Raw genomic sequence first — 18,331 nt, 5'->3', positions numbered from 1 at the left:
ACGTACAGTGCGAACCATGAACACCACCCTCCTCCTCGCCGCCAATGTCGTCGTCGCCCTCGTGGCGCTGATCCACGTCTACATCCTCATCCTGGAGATGTTCCTCTGGACCACGCCCAAGGGCCGCAAGGCCTTCGGACTGACGAAGGAATTCGCCGAGGCGAGCAAGGTGCTGGCGGCCAACCAGGGGCTGTACAACGGCTTCCTCGCGGCCGGCCTGATCTGGGGTCTGGCGCTGGGCGCGGCGGGCGGACCGGTGAAGGTGTTCTTCCTGGCCTGCGTGCTGGTGGCGGGTCTCTACGGCGCCGCGACGGCCAGCCGCAAGATCCTCTTCATCCAGGCCCTCCCGGCGGCGGTCGGCCTCGCGCTCCTGCTGCTGAGCTGAGGACCGCGAGCCGGCTCAGTCCGGCAACACGACGCCGCGCCGGGCGGCCATCTGCTGCAGCTCCCCGCTCGCGCGCAGGCGCTGCATGCCGGCGTCGATCAGCGCCATCCAGGGCTCGCCCGCCGCGTCGCGGCTGAAGGCGAAGTGGCCGCGCAGCTGCGCAAACGGCGGCGTGCACAGCGCGACCTGATCCGACAGCCCCAGGTCCTGGATCACCGGCTCCGAGTTGCGCTGGTTGGCCGCGATCAGGTCCAGCCGCTTGAGCTGCAGCATGCGCAGCGCGGTGGCCAGGTCCCGCACGGCGGTCACGTTCAGGCCCGCGCGCGCCTGCTCGAAGCGGTCGCCATAGACCCAGCCCTGCACCGCGCCGATCTGCAGCGGCTGCAGCGCCTGGAAGTCGCCCCACCAGAGTCCTTCCTCGCGGCGGCGCGCGTAGAACACCAGCGCGTCTTCGTAGAAGGCCTGCCGGGAGAACCGCATCAGCCGCTCCCGCTCCGGCGTGCGGTACGGGCCGACGAGGATCTGCGCGGGGCCGTGTTCGATCATGGCCTGCGCCCGCAGCCAGGGATAGAACTCGTAGCGCGGCTGGTGGCCGGCGGGGATCAGGATCGCGTCGAGCAGGTCGACGGCCAGGCCGCGCGGCTTGCCGCCGTCGGCCGCGGGCTCGAAGAGCCGCGCGAAGGTCGTTCCCACGATGTGCACCTGCGCCGACCGGGGCCGCCCCGAGCCGGGCAGCCCGGGCGCGCCCGCCGACGAGGGCAGCGCCCTCGCCACGCCCATCATGCCCGTCATGCCGACGGCCATCACGCCGAGCGTGGCATCACGGAGCAGGTGTCGGCGGAAGGCGTCCATGGGAGTGCCCATGATAGGCGCGCGCCCCGTGCGCCGGCAGCCCCGCGACGCGGGGTGGCGGAGATCGGGCGATCGGGCGCTTCAGAGTCCGCGGGTCTCCGCGGCGAGGTCCTCGGGCACCAGCACCCCGGGGATGAAGATGGGCATGCGGATGGGATCGCGGCCGATGTCCTCGCCATGGGAGCCGTGGACCGCGAACGCCTCAGCGAGCACCGCGTGCACCTGCCCCATCGCGTCGCAGGACGGCGACGAGCCGCCGGCGAAGAACACCTGCGCCTCGCCGATGCCCAACCCGCACAGGCCGTAGAGCCGGTCGCCGACGCGGGCGCAGAACTGGTCGGCGATCTGGCGGCCGATCAGCGACGGCAGCCGGACCAGGTAGTCGCCGGTCCCCTCGTCCACGGCCCAGCGCACGGCCAGCCGCATCCAGTGCGCGTTCTTGCCGTCGATGCAGCTCTCCAGCACGCCGCGGAGCCAGGGCGAACACTCGGGGTCGGTGACCGAGTCCCGCCAGCAGTTGCGCCAGTCCGCCGCGGACATCGGCCGAATTTCGAAACTCACGCACATCCTCCTCGCGTCGCGCGCCATGGCGACAGAAGGACGATCGTAGGCAGACGGACCCCACTCGGACAATCCGCCTTCATCGACCGATGCGTGACTCTTCCAAGTCGGTCGGAAGCGCGAAGTTGTCGATTCGCAGGGGTGTTTCCGAGGAACCCTGCCTCACCCCTGCGGGAGCACTAGTGCATCGAGGTGGGTCGCCGACTCATCGGCAGAACGGACGCGCGAAGGACTGCGCGGCGCGCTCAAGCGGCCCGCTCACCCGCCTCGCAACAGCAGCCAGGCCACGATCGCCGCCAGGGCCAGGACGAGGGCGAGGCCCGCCAGGCGTTCCGCCCACGACGCGCGGGAGGACGCCGGACGATCGTCGTTCTCGAGCGGCGGCGGCGAGGGCAGCAGCGGCATCGGCGCCGAAGGCGAGCCTGCCGCGCCGGATCCGGGACGTGCGAGCGCGGGGGCGGGCTCGACCTCGATCCAGTCGCGCACCGCCTGCGCCAGCAGTTGCCGGTCGGTGAACGAGCGCCCGTCCATCATGGCCCGGTCCAGCAACTGGTCCAGGCTCTCACGCTGCGCTGCCGTCAGCGACAGCCACGACTGCAGCGACGCCACCGGCGTGGCGCCGGGTTCGGGCTCTTCCTCGAAGCCGTCCTCGGTCGCGTCGCGCCGCGGCAGGCGACCGTTGACGAGCATGCCCAGCAGGCGGCCCAGCGCATGGGTCTCGCTGTTGGCGTCGGGGCGGCCGCCGGCGCGTTGACGCGCGTTGGCCAGGGGCTCGGCGGCGCGCACCAGCGCGGCGGGCGCCTGGCTGTCGCGCGGCGTCAGCCCCTGCCCCAGCCAGTGCAGCTGCTGGGCCGGGCTCAGCCACAAGGTGCCGGGGTCCAGCTCATGCAGCACCAGGCCGTGCACATGGGCGGCGTCGAGCATGTCGATCAGGTCCAGCAGCAGCTGCATGCGCCGCTTCAATGGCAGCGCCATCGCCACCCGCAGCAGCGGCGCGCCTTCCATCGCCGGCACCACGAGGTAGGGCAGGCCGGTGGGGCTGAGCCCGCTGTCCAGCGGCGCGCCGAAGGCCGGATGCCGGAAGCGCGCCAGCGATTCCGAGTCCTCCGCGAAACGCATCAGCACCGCCTGCGCATCGGACTCATGGCGGTAGACCAGCGCGAGGCCGGTCTGCGCGGCGGCCTTGCCGTGCTCGACGCGGAACCACACGCCGGAGGCGCACTCGAAAAGCACCGCCGAGACCCGCCAGACGCCCAGCCGCTCGCCGACGGCCGGCAGCGCCGCGGGCGCCCGGGTGGCCGGGTCGTGCGGTACGCGGGGGTCCTGCGCGTGCGGGGGGTCGATCATGGGCGCGAATCCTAGCGCAGCGATACTTCGACCCCATGTCCTCCCGCGTCCCCTCTGTCGGCGTGAGCCGTCCGTCCGTCGGTGCCAGTCATGCCTCCGACGCCTTCGGCGCCCTTGACGCCATTGACGTCCTGCCCGCGCCGCCGACGCCGCGTCCCTGGATCCAGCGGGCGACCGTCGCCTTGCTCGCGACGGCGCTCTGCGGGCTGGCCGCCGCGGCGCCCGCGCCGTACAAGCAGCCCTCCCAGGCGATCCGCGACCTGCTGGACGCGCCCGCGCTGCCGCGGCTCATCCCGTCGCCGGACCGCGCCGCGCTGGCGCTGGTCGAGCAACGCCGCTACACGCCGCTCGAGGAACTGGCGCGGCCGGGACTGCGCCTGGCCGGCGCGCGTTTCGATCCGCGCAACGCCAGCCAGCAGAACCTGCTCGCCGTGCAGCGCGTACGCCTGCGCGCCCTGCTCGATCCGGAGGGCACGGAACGGGACGTCGAACTCCCCGCCGGCGGCACCTGGCACAACTTCATCTGGGCACCGGACGGACAGCGTTTCCTGCTGTCCCGCCGCACCGACACGGCCGACGAGCTGTGGGCCGGCGCGACGTCCAACGGCCAGCTCTGGCGCATCTACAACGTGCGGCTGAACAACGCCGTCGATGCCGACGACATCGCCTGGCTGAACGCCCGCGAGGCCGTCGTGCTGACGGTGCCCGACGATCGCGGCCCCGCGCCCAGCCGGGCGCAGACCGGACCGGCGATCCAGGAGACGCACGGCAAGGCGTCGCCCGAACGCACCTATCCGGACCTGCTGCGCAACCCGCGCGACGAGGACCTGTTCGAACACTACGCCCGCTCGCAGCTGACCTTGATCGATGTCGCCAGCGGACAGAGCCGCGACATCGGCACGCCGGGCCTCTTCACCAGCGTGTCCAGCGTCGGCACCGGCCAGGCGCTGCTGACCGAGCGGCTCGTGCGGCCCTTCAGCTACAACCTGACCTTCGACGATTTCCCGACCGTGGTCGAGGTCCGCCAGCGCGACGGCAAGGTCATCCGCGAACTGGTCAAGATGCCGCTGAAGCAGGGCGTCGCGATCGACGGCGCGCTGCCGGGACCGCGGGTGTTCTACCCGTCGCCGACGAAGGACGCGGCGATCTACTGGGTCGAGGCGCTGGACGGCGGCAATCCGGCCAACCGCGCGGCATTCCGTGATCGCGTGATGCGGCTGGACCCGCCCTACACCGGCGATCCCTTCGAGGTGCAGCGCATGCCCTACCGCTTCACGCGGCTGCGCTTCCTCGACGACGGCATCCACGGCCTCCTGACGGAAGAGGACCGCAGCCGGGGCTGGTCGCGGACCTACCTGCTGCCGCTCAACGGCAAGCAGAGCCGGCCCTTGTTCGAGCATTCGGTGCGCGAGCGCTACCGGCACCCCGGCTTTCCGTTCATGCGCACGCTGGCGAACGGCCACCAGGTGGCGCAGACGCTCAATGGCGACCTGCTGCTCTCGGGCCAGGGCGCGGGGCCCAAGGGCGACCGGCCCTTCCTGGACAAGCTCTCGCTGAAGGACCTGAGCGCGCAGCGGCTGTTCCAGTCGGCCGAGGGGGTGTACGAGCAACCCCTGGCACTGCTCGAAGATCGCCGGCTGCTGACGCAGCGCGAGACCGAGCATGAGCCGCCCAACCTGGTGCTGCGCGAGAACGGCAAGGTGACGCCGCTGACGCGGATCAAGGACCCGGCGCCGCAGTTGAAGGGCGTGCGACGCGAACTGGTGAGCTTCAAACGCAACGACGGCGTGGAGCTGTCGTTCTGGATGTACCTGCCGCCGGACCAGCGCGAGGGCGAGAAGCGGCCGGCGCTGGTGTGGGCCTATCCGCTGGAGTTCAACGACGCGGCGATCGCCGGACAGTTGAGCGGCTCACCCGGCCGGTACATGAGCTTCTCCGGGATCAGCCCGCTGAACCTGCTGATGGATGGCTACGTGGTGCTGATGGACGCGACGATGCCGGTGGTGGGCGACTCGCGCAACATGAACGACAGCTTCATCGAGCAGATCACCGCGAATGCGCGGGCGATCATCGACAAGGCCGAAGACCTGGGCACGGTGGACCCGCGGCGCGTGGCGATCGGCGGTCACAGCTACGGCGCGTTCATGGCGGTGAACCTGATGGCGCACACGAAGCTGTTCCGTTGCGGCATTGCGCGCAGCGGTGCCTACAACCGGACGCTGACGCCCTTCGGATTCCAGAGCGAGCGTCGATCCTTGTGGGATGCGAAGGACGTCTACCTCAAGCTGTCCCCCTTCCTCTTCGCGAACCAGATCAAGGATCCGCTGCTGCTGATCCACGGCGAGGCCGACAACAACTCCGGCACCTTCCCGATGCAGAGCGAGCGCCTGTACCAGGCCCTGGCGGGCCTGGGCGGCACCGCCCGCTACGTGCTGCTGCCCTTCGAGGCGCACGGCTACACCGCGCGCGAATCCGCGGGCCAGGTGCAATGGGAAATGAGTCAGTGGTTGAAGGGCTGCGTGGGCGATCCGAGGGCCGAGGCCAAGCCTCGCCCGGCAGCCGGATCAGGTGCTTCGCAGTAGTAAGCAGGTGGTGTGGACTCGCTGGGCCGGGGCCGCCGGCGAAGCCGAAGCTTCCACCACTGACCAGGCGCGTTCTGTCTGACCGCAGCGAGCCGAAGGCGAGCGGAGGGAGTTGAGCGCCCGAGCTTCGGCTTCGCCGGCGGCCCCGGCCCAGCGAGTCGCGCTGTCTTCTCAGAGCTGCTTCACCGAGAACGTATCGCAGTCCCGCAGGTCCCCTTGCGCCATCCCCCGCTTGAACCAGCGTTGCCGCTGTTCGCTGGTGCCGTGGGTGAAGCTTTCCGGCACGACGGCGCGGCCGGCGCTGCGTTGGAGGGTGTCGTCGCCGATCTTGGCGGCGGCGTTCAGTGCTTCGTCGATGTCGCCGGCTTCCAGCCAGCCCTTGGACTGCTGGGAGTGGTGGGCCCAGACTCCGGCGAAGCAATCGGCTTGCAGTTCGACGCGGACGCTGGTCGCGTTGGCCGCCTGTTCGGACTGGCGCCGCCGGGCGGCGTCGACCTTCTCGGTGATGCCGAGCAGATGCTGGACGTGGTGCCCGACCTCATGGGCGATGACATAGGCCTGGGCGAAATCGCCCGGCGCGCCGAGCCGGTCGCGGAGGGTCTGGTAGAAGCTGAGGTCGATGTAGACCTTGCTGTCGCCGGGGCAGTAGAAGGGTCCCATCGCGGCTTGCCCGAGTCCGCAGGCGGTGCGCGACTGGCCCTCGAAGAGCGTCAGCGTCGGTGCCTGATAGGTCTTGCCGCCGGCCTTGAAGAGCTGCGTCCAGACGTCCTCGGTATCGGCGAGCACGATGCTGACGAACTTCCCGGGCGTGTCCTGGGGACGGCTGTGCTCGACGGGGCGCTGGGCTGGGCCGGGCGTGGTCTGGACCGCGCTGCCGTCGAGGGCGCTGAGCACCGTCAGCGGATTGATGCCGAACGCCCAGGACGCGAGCAGCGCCACCACGATGCCGCCGATGCCGATGCCGCGTCCGCCGATCGGCAGTCCGCCCCCGCCGCTGCTTCCGCCGCCGCTGCCGCGCAAGTCCTCGACGTTGTCGCTCTCGCGATTGCCTTCCCACTTCATGGTGTGCTCCTGGTGGCTGCTTGGGCTGCTTGGGCTGCTTGAACGCGGTCAGTCGGCGGCCTGGGCCGCCTCCCCCGCCGCCGTGATGTCGTTCGCGGGGAGGATCAGGTGGAATTCTGCGCCACCGCCCTCCCGATTGGCGGCGTACAGCTGACCGCCGTGCATCTCGACGATCCGACGGCTGATCGGCAGGCCCAGGCCCGTGCCGCCGGAGCCGTCCTTGGTCGCGCTGGACTGGACGAAGGGATCGAAGATCCGTTCGAGCTCGTCGACCGGGATGCCCGGTCCCCGGTCGGCGACGCAGAGGTGCAAGGCGCCCTCGGCCGTGCGGCCGCCGCGGAGCTCGATGGTGCCGCCCTGCGGCGCGAACTTGATGGCGTTGGCCAGCACGTTGCGCACGGCCTGCTGGAAGCGCGGCGGATCGACGCGCGCCGGCATCGGCGCGGGCAGGTCGACGGCCAGCGTCAACTGGCGCTTCGCGGTCAGCGGCGCGAGCTCGCGCATCACCGCGTCGACGGGCTCGCGCAGGTCCTCCTCGCGCAATTCCAGCGCCCCCACGGCGTCGAGCTTGGACGCGTCGAGCAGATCGTTGACCAGCGCGAGCATCCGCTGCCCGGAGCCGTGGATGTCCGAGAACATCGCCTGCAGCCGCTCCTGTCCGCCGCTGCGCATGATGCCGAGTTCGGAGAAGCCCAGGATCGACTGCAGCGGCGTGCGCAGCTCGTGGCTGATGTTGGCGAGGAACTCCGTCTTCGTCCGCGAGGCCTCCTCCGCCGCGTCGCGCGCCTGGCGCGTCAGCCGCTCGGCGGCCGCCCGCTCGGTGATGTCGACCGCGCTCCCGGCATACCCGAGCAGGTCGCCATCCCGACGCAGCGGCACCGTCGCGATCTGGTAGCGGCGGGGCGCGCCCTCGCTGTTGCGGATCGTGGCCTCGACGCTGCGCACGCCCTCGTCGCCGCCGAACAGGCTGGCCACCGCGTCGCGGTCGGCCGGCTCCGCGATGTCGGCCAGCCGGCGCCCGACCGCCTCGTCCGGACGGCCGCGATGCAGGGTCGTCCAGCGCGCGTTCACGAAGGTCAGCGTGCCCGCCGGATTGGTCCGGAAGATCACCTCCTGCACGCTCTTGAGCAGCACCCGCATGTCGCGCTCGCGGTCGGCGAGCTGCTCATGCGCGCCCTCGAGCGCTTCCATCGCCTCCGCCCGCGCCTGCAGGCTGCGCCGCACCGTGATCGTCGCCAGCGCGATCAGCGCGAGCGCCAGCGAGCCGATCAGCAGCAGCCATCGCAGCCCCGCGTGCCAGCGCGCCAGCACCTCGTCGATCGACTGCTCGACGCCGACGATCAACGGACGCCGCGGCGCCGCGCGGTAGGCGACGATGACCTCGCCCGGCAGCGCGCCGGCGCCGATGTAGGTGTCGTGCTCGCGGCCGCGCCGCAGCGCGTCGAAGGCGGGATGGCCGTCCAGCCGCTGACCGGGCAGCTGATGCAGGGTCTCCATCGCGGCGAGCAACTGGCCGTCGGTCGACGCAAGCCACGCGGCGCTCCGGCCCGTCGGCAGCGCACGCTGCTGGACCTGCGTCAGCGCATCCGGGTTGATGAGCGCCAGCAGCCAGCGCGGGTCGCCCTCGCGCGTGCCTGGCGAAATGCCCATCGGATTGGGGGCGGACGCGCCGGCGGCGGGTTCCTCGGGCGACGGCGGCAGTTGCAGCAGCAGCGGCAGCATGCCGACCGGCGAGCCACGCGCGCCGCGTCTGCCCGCGAGGTCCGCCAGCCCTCGCCCCGGCCGCAGCGGCAGCAGCAGGTCGCGGTCCGGCGCCGGCAGGCGGCCGAAGTCGTCCAGCGGGATCTCCAGGCCGATCTCATCGGCATTGGTGCTGATCAGCACCCGTCCGCGCGTGTCCAGCAGCGACACGCTGCGGATGAAGGGCAGGCCCACCAGCACATGGCTGAAATGCTCCTCGAGGTGCTTCGCCTCGTGCGGATCGGCAACCGTGCGCGTGAGCCCGTCGCCGATCGCGTGCAAGGACAGCGAGGCGGTCTCGATCGTGCGGCTCGCATCGCTCTCGAGCACCTGCGCCAGCAGCGCGCCGCGCGCGCGCGCCTCGTCGATCGCCTCCTGGCGGCCGACCCAGGCCGGCCCGATCAACCCGGCCAGCGTGCCGACGCCCGCGACCACGCCCGCCCACAACGTGGCGCGACGCAAACGCAGGAGGGATCGGACGGCCGGACCGAGCATCGCTGCGACTCCGTCTCAGGGCACGACGATCGCGCCAAGACCGTGGCGCTCGGCGGCTGCGCGCAGGCGCCCGTCGCGCTTGATGCGCGCGACGAATTCGTCCAGCCGCGCCAGCCACACGGCATCGCCGCGCTTGATCGCATAGGCATACGGCAGGACGTGGAAGGGCTTGGGCGACGCGATCAGCTGCGCCCAGTCGGCGTTGTCCAGCAGCCGGCGGCTGTACGGGTAGTCGGTCATGAAGACGTCGGCGCGGCCGGACTCCAGCTCGCGCTCCCGTGTCGCGGGGGGTTGCACCACCAGCAGCGTCGCGCGCTTGAGCGTGTCGCGCATCACCCGCTCCGTCGAGGTCCCCATCTGCACGGCGACCACCACGCCGGCCTGGTCGATGTCGTCCCAGCGCTTGACGACGCGGCTCGCGCGGCTCGCGATGGCGTAGATGTCGCTCTGCAGGTAGGGCTGGGTGAAGGACAGGGCCACCGCCCGCTGCGGCAGCACGGCGACAGCGAACATCGCGACGTCGCAGCGTTCCGCCTCGAGGTCGGGAATCAGGCGCTGGAACGAGGACTCGACATAGCGCAGGCGCACGCCCAGGTCCTTGGCCAGTTCATTGGAAAGATCGACGTCGATGCCGCTCAGCGTTTCGTCGCGCGGGTGGCGGTAGGTGATGCCGTAGTAGTCCGGCCAGATGCAGACGCGGAGCACGCCGTGCGCGAGGACACGCTGCAGCACCGGGCTCGTCGTGGATGCAGCGGCGGGGGCGGACGCCGCCGGCGGGGCGCTCCGGGCCCCCGGCGCAAACGTCAGCAGGGAGGCCAGCATCAGGCCGGCCGCACCCATCCGGGCCAGCCGGACCGTCGCGGCCTGTCCGGTCCATCGCTTCGTCATCGCATCTCCTCGGCTCCGGATTGCACCAGAGTTCGCATCACCCGATCGCGAGGGAAGGCCCGCCCCACCGAAGTCACACCCGATATCACTTTTATCGCTTATAAATGGGGATATTGCCCACCTACAAGTTTGGTTAATTCGGCAAAATCGACTCATGACTGCTATTGCCCGTACACCTGACGACATGCAAGAGGATTTCAGCACGCGCGAAGTGGCGCAGCGCCTCGGCATGGCCGTCCGCTCGGTGCAACTCATGGTCGACCGCGGCGAGCTGCAGGCCTGGCGGACGCCGGGCGGACATCGCCGGATCCTGCGGACTTCGCTGGACGCGTGGCTCACCGGCCGCGGCCTGGCGCCGACCAAGCCGGCGGACCTGTCGCCCAACGACGGCGTTCCGGCGCGGCTGAAGGCGCTGCTGATCGAGGATTCGGTCCATTACCAGAACCTCGTGATGCTGCTGGCACAGCAGGAATTTCCCGACCTCGACCTGCACACCGCCAATGATGGCATCGGCGGTCTGGTCATGTACGGTCAGCTGCAGCCCGAGATCCTGCTGGTCGACATCCTGCTGCCCGGCATCGACGGCGCGGCGCTGGTGACCAGCCTGCGCTCGCAGCCGCAGTTCGCCAGCAGCGAACTGATCTTCGTGACCGCCCTGGACGAGCAGCAACGGGCGCCCTACGCGTTCGCGCTGGCCGGCCTGCCGCTGGTGCACAAACCCCGGCTCGTCACCGATCTGCCGCCGCTGCTCGGCGCCGCCATCCAGCGCATCCAGGCCCGTCAGCCGCAATTTGCAGGTTGAAGTCGCCGGCTTGATCATGGCGTCCCGCGTCCGGGTCCTCCTGGTGGAGGACGACACCACCCTGCAACGCTTCGTCTCCATGGCCCTGGAGGACGACGAGGTGCGCCTGCAGGCCTGCATCTCCGTCGACGAGGCGCTGCTCGCGCTGGCGACCCAGAGCTTCGACCTGGTGATCAGCGACCTGATGCTGCCCGGGCGTCACGGCCTGGACCTGCTGCAGACGCTCAAGCAACGGCCCGAGCTGCGCGGCAATGCGCGGCTGGCCGTGTTCAGCGCGGGACTGAACCCGGCCGTGCGCGAACAGCTGGAGGCGCTCGGCGTGACGCGTTTCCTGTCCAAGCCCTGCTCGCTGGGTGAGTTGCAATCGTGCCTGGATGGCCTGCGCGACGCGGCGCCGCCGGCCGCGATGCCGTCGATTCACCAGGCCGCCATCGAGCAGTACTTTGGCGGCAATGCCGCGCTGTACCAGGCCTTCCTCGCGCGTTGCCGGATGCAGTTTCCGCTGGACATCGCCAATGGCCGCCTCGCCTGCGACCGCGGCGAGCATGTCAAGCTGCGCCACCTCGCGCACAGCCTCAAGAGCGTGCTGCTGACGCTGGGACACACCGAAGCGGCCGAGGTCGCGAGGCAACTGGAGCTGGATGCGGAGCAGGCCGCGACGGGCTCCGAGGACGCCCTCGCCGCCGCGCGTGCCGCGTGGCCGGTGCTCGAAGAGGCGCTCGGCCGCCTCCTTTGATTCTGCGACTCAGATCGCCAGCGGATCCACGTCCACGGCCCACCGCGTCAGGCCCTTCTGACGGCGCTTGAGCGCGTGCAGCTCGGGCAGCCAGGCGCGCAGGAAGCGCTGCAACTGCGCGCGGTTCCCGGCCTCGATCAGCATCTGGAAACGCTCGCTGTCGGCCACGCGCGCGATGGCCATCGGCACCGGCGGATAGAGCAGCAGCCCCAGCGACAACGGCAGCGCCTGCGCCGCCTCCTGCGCGGCGGTGAGGAAATCGCGCGCGGCTTCGACGCTGCGCCCTTCCGCCCGCACCAGCGCCAGATGCGCGAACGGCGGCAGGTTGGCCGTCATCCGTTCATGCAGCTGGCTGCCGGCGAAGGCCTCGTAATCGTGCTTCTGCAGCGACTGGTAGAGCGCGTGCTCGGGATACCAGGTCTGGATCCACATCTCGCTCGCCGCCGCCTGCGCGGCGTCGCGACCCGCGCGGCCGCCGGCCTGCATCAGCAGCGAGAAGAGCCGCTCCGGCGCGCGGAAATCGCTGCTGAACAGCGCACCGTCCGGGTTCACCGCGGCGACCAGCGTGATGCGGCGGAAGTCGTGGCCCTTGGCGATCATCTGCGTGCCGACGAGGATGTCGACGTCGCCCTCGTGCACCGCCGCGAGCTGCGTTTCCAGGCTGCCCTTGAGCCGGGTCGTGTCCGCGTCGATGCGCGCCACGCGCGCGCCGGGCAACGCCTGCGCGAGCTGCTCCTCGAGCCGCTCCGTGCCGCGCCCCAGCGGCGCGATGTCCGGATTGCCGCAAGACGGGCAGGCGCGCGGCACGCGCGTCGTCACGCCGCAGTGGTGGCAGCGCAGCGTCCGGTCCTCCTTGTGGAAGACCTGGTGCGCGCTGCAATGCGGGCAGTCGCTCTTCCAGTTGCACTGGTCGCAGTGCAACACCGGCGCGTAGCCGCGGCGGTTGAGGAACACGAGGCTCTGCTCGCCGCGCTCCAGCCGCTTGCGCATCGCGTCCAGCAGGGGCACCGACAGCGCGGTCGTGACGCCCTTCTTGCGTTCGAGCCGGTTCATGTCGAAGAGCCGGACCCGTGGCAGCGCGCCCCCGCCGATGCGCTCGGTGAGATCGATGCGCCGGTAGCGGCCGCCGAGCGCGTGCTGCCAGCTCTCCAGCGACGGCGTCGCCGAGCCGAGCACCACCGGCACCTTCTCCAGATGGCCGCGATAGACCGCCAGGTCGCGCGCCGAATAGCGCGCACCGTCCTGCTGTTTGTAGGAGGGGTCGTGCTCCTCGTCGACGACGATCAGTCCCAGCCGCGGCATCGACGCGAACACCGCCAGTCGCGTGCCCAGCACCAGCTGCGCGCGGCCCAGATGCGCCGCGAGCCAGTTGCGCAGCCGCTGCGCGGGCGTCAGCGCGCTGTGCAGCGACACGATCGAACGGCCCGCGAAGCGCTCGGCGAAACGTGCCTCGAGCTGCGGCGTCAGGTTGATCTCCGGCACCAGCACCAGGACCTGCAGCCCGCGCTCGAGCGCGGCTTCGGCGGCGCGCAGGTAGATCTCGGTCTTGCCGCTGCCGGTCAGTCCCCACAGCAGCGCGGGGGGCGGCGCCTCGCGGCCGGCCAGTTCCGCCAGCGCGTCCAGGGCCGCCTGCTGTTGCGCGGTCAGCGCGGGACGCTCCTGCGGGACGATCGGTGTCCCGGCCGCGGTTTCGACCTCCGCCGCAGCCTTCGCCGCTGCCGCGTCCGCCTTGTCGAGTTTCTTCAGCCGCGCCTGCAGCTGTTTCGCGTCGAGGTCCCGCAACTGCGGCGGCAGCACGGCCAGCGCCAATTCGCCGACGCTGCGCTGGTAGTACTGCGCCGCGAAGTCGAGCAGCCGGCGCCAGCGGTCCGACAACGGCGGCAGCGCATCGAGCGCCTCGCCGACGGGACGCAGCTCCGACTCGGGGAGCTGCTCTTCGTCGGGCAAGTCCTGGCCCTCGGGCAGGTCGTCCCAGACCAGGCCCATCACGTCGCGCCGGCCCAGCGTCACGTGCACCAGCGTGCCCGGGGTCAAGTCTTGCGGGCCGAGGTAATCCAGCGGCCCGGTCAGCCCGCTGTGCTGCGGCGCCTCCACGGCCACCCGCACGCGTCGCAGGGACGGAAGCTCGCTCACCAGGCCCCTCCTCTGCGCCGGGCATCCTCAGGCGCTGCGTCCCCTCCGGCCTCCACCGGCCATGAGGAAAGCGCGCCAAGTGCCTGATTTCCAAGGGTGTTCACAACGGGGGCTCGAGCCTGTGGATAACTTTGTGGGAAACGCCCCGGCTTTTCAGGGGCCGCCGGGATTGCCGCCGCGACGGCGCTCGGGCGTCAAATTCCGGGGAAACGCGGACACACCTTTAAAATCAACGACTTACACGCCCATCGGGGAAAGCCCTAGCTCAGATCCCTCGCATGTGCTGCGTTTCGGTGACATGCACGGATTTGGGGATAACTACGCCGTGGCCTTGCGCAGTTTGCGCGAATGCATATGCACTTCGTCGACCAGTTCGGCCACGCTTTCCGGCGGCGTGAACTGGCTGATGCCGTGGCCCAGGTTGAACACGTGTCCACCCCAGCCGCCGTCCGCGCGCTGCGGCGCGCCGAAGCTGTCGAGCACCGCGCGCGCCTGCTCGCGCACCGCGGCCGGCGGCGCGAACAGCACGTTCGGATCGAGGTTGCCCTGCAGGGCCACGCGGTCCTGCACCTGCGCCCGCGCGCGGCCGAGGTTCACCGTCCAGTCCAGGCCCACGACGTCGGCGCCGGCCGTGGCAATCTCGTCCAGCCACAGCCCACCGCCCTTGGTGAACAGCAGCTTGGGAATGCGGCGGCCGTCGTGTTCGCCCTTGAGCTGCGACAGCACGCGGCGCGAGTACGCCAGGCTGAACTGCTGGAACTGGCCGTCGGCCAGCACCCCGCCCCAGGAGTCGAACACCATCACGGCTTGCGCGCCGGCCTCGATCTGCGTGTTCAGGTAGGCGGCCACCGCGTCGGCGTTGATCGCCAGGATGCGATGCATCAGGTCGGGACGCGCGTACATCAGGCTCTTGACGTGGCGGTAGTCGTCGGAACCGCCGCCCTCGACCATGTAGCAGGCCAGCGTCCACGGGCTGCCGGAGAAACCGATCAGCGGCACCCGTCCGTTCAGCGCGCCACGGATCGAGGTCACCGCGTCGAAGACATAGCGCAGCTTGTCCATGTCGGGCACGGCCAGCGCGTTCACGGCGGCCTCGTCGCGGACGACTTTCTCGAACTTCGGGCCCTCGCCCTGCGCGAACGACAGGCCCAGGCCCATCGCGTCCGGCACGGTCAGGATGTCGCTGAACAGGATCGCGGCGTCCAGCGGATATCGCTCCAGGGGCTGGAGGGTCACCTCCGTCGCGTAGTCCTTGTTGGTGGCCAGGCCCATGAAGCTGCCGGCCTTCGCGCGGGTGTCGCGGTACTCGGGCAGGTAGCGGCCCGCCTGACGCATCAGCCAGACGGGGGTGTACTCGGTGGGCTCGCGCAGGCAGGCGCGCAGGAAGACGTCGTTCTGAAGGGGGGCGCTCATGGGGAGGGGATTATGCTCGGACCCCCTGCTCTTGAATTCCTCGACCCGGCACACGATATGCCGCTGCGCACAAGGAGGATCCGCTGATGACTTCGACCCTGTCCCGCCCGTTCGCCACTGCTCGCGCCACGCTTCGCGCCACCGCGGCGGCCGCATTGATCGTGGGCGCGCCGATGGCGCTCACCGGCTGCGGCTACAACGAATTCCAGAGCCTGGACGAGCAGGTCAACGCCAGCTGGTCCGAGGTGCTCAGCCAGTACCAGCGCCGCAGCGACCTGATCCCGAACATCGTCAACACGGTGAAGGGCGAGGCCAGTTTCGAACAGGACACGCTGACCAAGGTCATCGAGGCGCGCGCCAAGGCCACGAGCATCCAGGTCACGCCGGAACTGGCGCGAGACCCGGCCGCGCTGCAGAAGTTCCAGGCCGCGCAGGGCGAACTCTCCGGCGCGCTGAGCCGGTTGATGGTCGTGAGCGAGCGCTACCCGCAGCTGCAAGCCAACCAGGGCTTCCGCGACCTGCGCGTGCAGCTCGAGGGCACGGAGAACCGCATCACCGTTGCTCGCAACCGTTACATCAAGTCGGTGCAGGAATACAACGTGCTGACCCGCCGCTTCCCGTCCAACCTGACGGCGAAGATCTTCGGCTACGAAACCAAGCCCAACTTCACCGTGCAGAACGAGGCCGTGATCTCCGCGCCGCCGACGGTGAACTTCGACAAGCCGGCCGCGCCCGCCGCCACCACGACGCCGGCACCGGCCCCGGCGGCCTCGCCCGCGTCGAACTGAGGCCCCGCGCATGCGGGCGGCCTCGCTCCCGTTGCCGCGTCGGCCTCTGTCACGACCGCTGTCGCGACACGTGTTCCGGCTCCTGACGCTGGTCTTCTTTGGGCTGCTGATGAGTGTCGGCATGCTGCCGCGGGCGCGCGCGCAGGACGTCCAGCCGATCCCGCCGCTGAGCGGCCGCGTCATCGACCAGACCGGCACGCTGAGCGCCGCGCAGCGCGAGGCGCTCGATGCGAAGCTCGCCGCCTTCGAGCGCGAGGCCGGCCCGCAGATCGTGGTGCTGATGGTGAAGACCACCGCGCCGGAGGACATCGCCGCGTTCGCGCAGCGCCTCGGGGACCAGTGGAAGATCGGCCGCCGCGACGTCGGTGACGGGTTGCTGATCATCGTCGCGAAGGACGACCGGCGCATCAACATCCAGACAGCCAAGGCGCTGGAAGGCGCGGTGCCCGACCTCGCCGCCCGGCAGATCATCGAGCGCGACATCACGCCCGCGTTCAAGGCCGGCGACTACGCCGGCGGTCTCAACCGCGCGATCGACTCGCTGCAGGCGCGCATCCGCGGCGAGCACTTGCCGGCGCCAACGCAGCGGACATCAAAGTCCGGCGGCCACAACATCGACATCGGCGAGATCGCCATGATCGCGTTCCTCGCCGTGCCGCTGGTGGGCGCGGTGCTGACCTCGATCTTCGGGCGCAAGATCGGCAGCCTGTTCACCGGCGTCGGCGCGGGCGCCGTCGGCTGGGGGCTGAGCAACAGCCTGCTGCTGGGTGCGGGCGCGGCGGTCGCGTCGCTGATCCTGGTCGGCGTGCTCGGCATCGGCGCGGCGCGACGACGCAGCGCAAGTCCCTCTTACGGCGGCTACCGGCGCAGCGCGCATGGGTCGGGCGGCATTGCGCCACCGATCATCTGGGGCGGCGGCGGTGGTGACGGCGGCGGCAGTTGGGGCGGCGGCAGCGACGGCGGCGGCTTCTCCTCCGGCGGCGGCGGTGACTTCGGCGGCGGCGGCGCCTCGGGAGACTGGTGATGGAACGACCCACCGACCACGACGTCCGCCACGCCGGCGACACGAGCCGGCTCGGGCGCTTCTTCCGCCACCGCTTCTGGGACGAGGCCGACGTGCGGCGCGTGCTGCCATCCGCGGCGCTGGCGCGCCTGTCCGCGCGCGTCACCGAGAGCGAGTTGAGCCACACCGGCGAGATCCGCCTGTGCGTGGAAGCCAGCCTGCCGATCAGCTACCTGTGGCGCGGCCTGACGGCGCGGCAGCGCGCGCTGGCGCTGTTCGGCAAGCTGCGCGTGTGGGACACCGAGCACAACAACGGCGTGCTCATCTATCTGCTGCTCGCGGAGCACGCGATCGAGATCGTCGCGGACCGCGGACTGAACCAGCGCGTCAGCGCGGCGCAATGGCAGCCCATCGTCGACGGGCTGCGGCAGTCGCTGCGGGGCGGCCAGTTCGAGCAGGGCCTGTTGGAAGCGATCCGCGCCGTCGAGGCGTTGCTGGCGCAGCACTTCCCGCCACAGGCCGGCGCGGTGCCGCGCAACGAGTTGCCGGACGCCGTCGTCGTGCTGTAGCGCTCGCTCTTGCTCCCTCTCCCGCTTGCGGGAGAGGGCGGGGGTGAGGGCCCGCGGCGGTGGAAGTGCCAAAGCGCCTTGCGACTTCAGAGGCTCTTGATCGGCTTGAGCTTCCAGTCGAAACGCTCTTCCTTCAGACCGCCCTTCACTGCCGGGAACTTCAATTCCTTCGCCGGTACGGTCACATCCGGCAGGTGGTCCAGCAGATGGCGTATCAGCGTCAGCCGGCCGCGCCGCTGATCGTTGAAATCGACCAAGGCCCACGGCGCCTGCTTCGTGTGCGTGTGTTCGAGCATGCGGTCGCGGGCACGCCCGTAGTCCTCGTAATGCTGGCGCGCCTCGAGGTCGATCGGCGACAGCTTCCACTGCTTCAGCGGATCCTCGGCGCGCTCGGCGAAGCGCTCTTCCTGCTGGTGCTGATCGACCGTCAGCCAATACTTGAACAGCAGCAGGCCGTCATCGACGAGCAGCCGCTCCAGCACCGGCGTCTGCTTGAGGAAGTCCTCCGTCTGCTGTGGCGTGCAGAAACCCATCACCGCCTCGACGCCGGCGCGGTTGTACCAGCTCCGGTCGAAGAGCACGATCTCGCCGGCCGACGGCAGGTGCGTCATGTAGCGTTGGAAGTACCACTCGCCCTGCTCGCGCTCGCTGGGCTTGCCGAGCGCGACGGTGCGGCACTGGCGGGGATTCAGCGTCTCGGAGATCGCGCTGATGACGCCGCCCTTGCCGGCGGTATCGCGCCCCTCGACGATGATCAGCAGCCGCTTGCGCGTGTGCTGCAGCCAGCGTGCGAGGTTGTTGAGTTCGACCTGCATCGGCTGCAGGCGGTCCAGGTAGTCCGACTTCGAGAGCTTGCCGTTCTTGTCGCTGCCCTTGTCACCCGCCTTGTCGCCGTTGCCAGCCGTGGCACCGCGCTTGTCGTCGCCGCGCTTGCCACCGTTCTTGGACTTCTTGTCGGCCATGCTGTCTCCGTGC

Annotated in this window: 16 protein-coding genes; 7 read left to right on the top strand and 9 right to left on the bottom strand. The window is 70.4% G+C overall.

The window, feature by feature from the left end:
* Positions 1-16 precede the first annotated feature (16 nt).
* Positions 17-385 carry a DUF1304 domain-containing protein gene (locus tag AC07OZ_RS11390; protein WP_495467238.1) on the top strand — a complete coding sequence of 123 codons (369 nt, stop codon included), beginning with the start codon at positions 17-19 and terminating at the stop codon, positions 383-385.
* Positions 386-400: 15 nt separating this feature from the next.
* On the opposite strand, the gene AC07OZ_RS11385 is transcribed toward AC07OZ_RS11390, so the two are convergent.
* The 3 genes from AC07OZ_RS11385 to AC07OZ_RS11375 form a co-directional block, all read right to left on the bottom strand.
* Positions 401-1,249 (bottom strand): substrate-binding periplasmic protein, encoded by an 849-nt coding sequence (locus AC07OZ_RS11385; protein ID WP_495467237.1) that lies wholly within the window; start codon positions 1,247-1,249, stop codon positions 401-403.
* 69 nt (positions 1,250-1,318) lie between these two features.
* Complete coding sequence (locus AC07OZ_RS11380; RefSeq protein WP_495467236.1) at positions 1,319-1,798, bottom strand: hypothetical protein; 480 nt, start codon at positions 1,796-1,798, stop codon at positions 1,319-1,321.
* A gap of 258 nt (positions 1,799-2,056) precedes the next feature.
* Complete coding sequence (locus AC07OZ_RS11375) at positions 2,057-3,145, bottom strand: hypothetical protein (RefSeq protein WP_495467235.1); 1,089 nt, start codon at positions 3,143-3,145, stop codon at positions 2,057-2,059.
* A 35-nt stretch (positions 3,146-3,180) separates the two neighbouring features.
* Between AC07OZ_RS11375 and AC07OZ_RS11370 the strand changes: the two genes are divergently transcribed.
* Positions 3,181-5,727, top strand: coding sequence for an alpha/beta hydrolase family protein (locus AC07OZ_RS11370; protein WP_495467234.1), 2,547 nt, complete (start codon positions 3,181-3,183; stop codon positions 5,725-5,727).
* Between the two features lie 171 nt (positions 5,728-5,898).
* On the opposite strand, the gene ypfJ is transcribed toward AC07OZ_RS11370, so the two are convergent.
* From ypfJ to AC07OZ_RS11355, 3 genes are read right to left on the bottom strand one after another with little or no spacing between them, the layout of a single operon-like run.
* A complete protein-coding gene (gene ypfJ, locus AC07OZ_RS11365; protein ID WP_495467233.1) occupies positions 5,899-6,789 on the bottom strand; it encodes a KPN_02809 family neutral zinc metallopeptidase in 891 nt (296 codons plus the stop codon).
* Between the two features lie 48 nt (positions 6,790-6,837).
* On the bottom strand, positions 6,838-9,024 hold the full coding sequence (locus AC07OZ_RS11360; protein WP_495467232.1) for a sensor histidine kinase: 2,187 nt from the start codon (positions 9,022-9,024) through the stop codon (positions 6,838-6,840).
* Between the two features lie 15 nt (positions 9,025-9,039).
* On the bottom strand, positions 9,040-9,912 hold the full coding sequence (locus AC07OZ_RS11355) for a substrate-binding periplasmic protein (protein WP_495467231.1): 873 nt from the start codon (positions 9,910-9,912) through the stop codon (positions 9,040-9,042).
* Positions 9,913-10,066: 154 nt separating this feature from the next.
* On the opposite strand from AC07OZ_RS11355, the gene AC07OZ_RS11350 reads away from it, so the two are divergent.
* Positions 10,067-10,714, top strand: coding sequence for a helix-turn-helix domain-containing protein (locus tag AC07OZ_RS11350; RefSeq protein ID WP_495467230.1), 648 nt, complete (start codon positions 10,067-10,069; stop codon positions 10,712-10,714).
* Between the two features lie 16 nt (positions 10,715-10,730).
* Complete coding sequence (locus AC07OZ_RS11345; RefSeq protein ID WP_495467229.1) at positions 10,731-11,450, top strand: response regulator; 720 nt, start codon at positions 10,731-10,733, stop codon at positions 11,448-11,450.
* A 9-nt stretch (positions 11,451-11,459) separates the two neighbouring features.
* Here AC07OZ_RS11345 and AC07OZ_RS11340 read toward each other — a convergent pair whose 3' ends face one another.
* Together AC07OZ_RS11340 and hemE are read right to left on the bottom strand one after the other, a co-directional pair.
* Positions 11,460-13,583, bottom strand: coding sequence for a primosomal protein N' (locus AC07OZ_RS11340; protein WP_495467228.1), 2,124 nt, complete (start codon positions 13,581-13,583; stop codon positions 11,460-11,462).
* A gap of 318 nt (positions 13,584-13,901) precedes the next feature.
* A complete protein-coding gene (gene hemE, locus AC07OZ_RS11335; RefSeq protein WP_495467227.1) occupies positions 13,902-14,996 on the bottom strand; it encodes a uroporphyrinogen decarboxylase in 1,095 nt (364 codons plus the stop codon).
* An 86-nt stretch (positions 14,997-15,082) separates the two neighbouring features.
* Here hemE and AC07OZ_RS11330 point away from each other — a divergent pair, with 86 nt between their 5' ends.
* The 3 genes from AC07OZ_RS11330 (at position 15,083) to AC07OZ_RS11320 (ending at position 17,356) form a co-directional block, all read left to right on the top strand.
* A complete protein-coding gene (locus AC07OZ_RS11330) occupies positions 15,083-15,784 on the top strand; it encodes a LemA family protein (RefSeq protein ID WP_495467226.1) in 702 nt (233 codons plus the stop codon).
* Between the two features lie 109 nt (positions 15,785-15,893).
* Positions 15,894-16,808 carry a TPM domain-containing protein gene (locus AC07OZ_RS11325; RefSeq protein ID WP_495467370.1) on the top strand — a complete coding sequence of 305 codons (915 nt, stop codon included), beginning with the start codon at positions 15,894-15,896 and terminating at the stop codon, positions 16,806-16,808.
* A complete protein-coding gene (locus AC07OZ_RS11320) occupies positions 16,808-17,356 on the top strand; it encodes a TPM domain-containing protein (RefSeq protein ID WP_495467225.1) in 549 nt (182 codons plus the stop codon). The genes AC07OZ_RS11325 and AC07OZ_RS11320 overlap by 1 nt, the downstream gene beginning before the upstream one ends.
* An 86-nt stretch (positions 17,357-17,442) precedes the next feature.
* Here the strand turns inward: AC07OZ_RS11320 and ppk2 are convergent, their stop codons facing one another.
* Entirely contained in the window at positions 17,443-18,318 is an 876-nt protein-coding gene (gene ppk2 / locus AC07OZ_RS11315; RefSeq protein WP_495467224.1) for a polyphosphate kinase 2, read from the bottom strand.
* Positions 18,319-18,331: the final 13 nt, after the last annotated feature.

It is taken from the genome of Roseateles sp. GW821-FHT09G03 (assembly GCF_059416045.1).
Note: the sequence above shows the minus strand (reverse complement) of the source record. Positions and strands in the feature narration are given on the sequence as shown.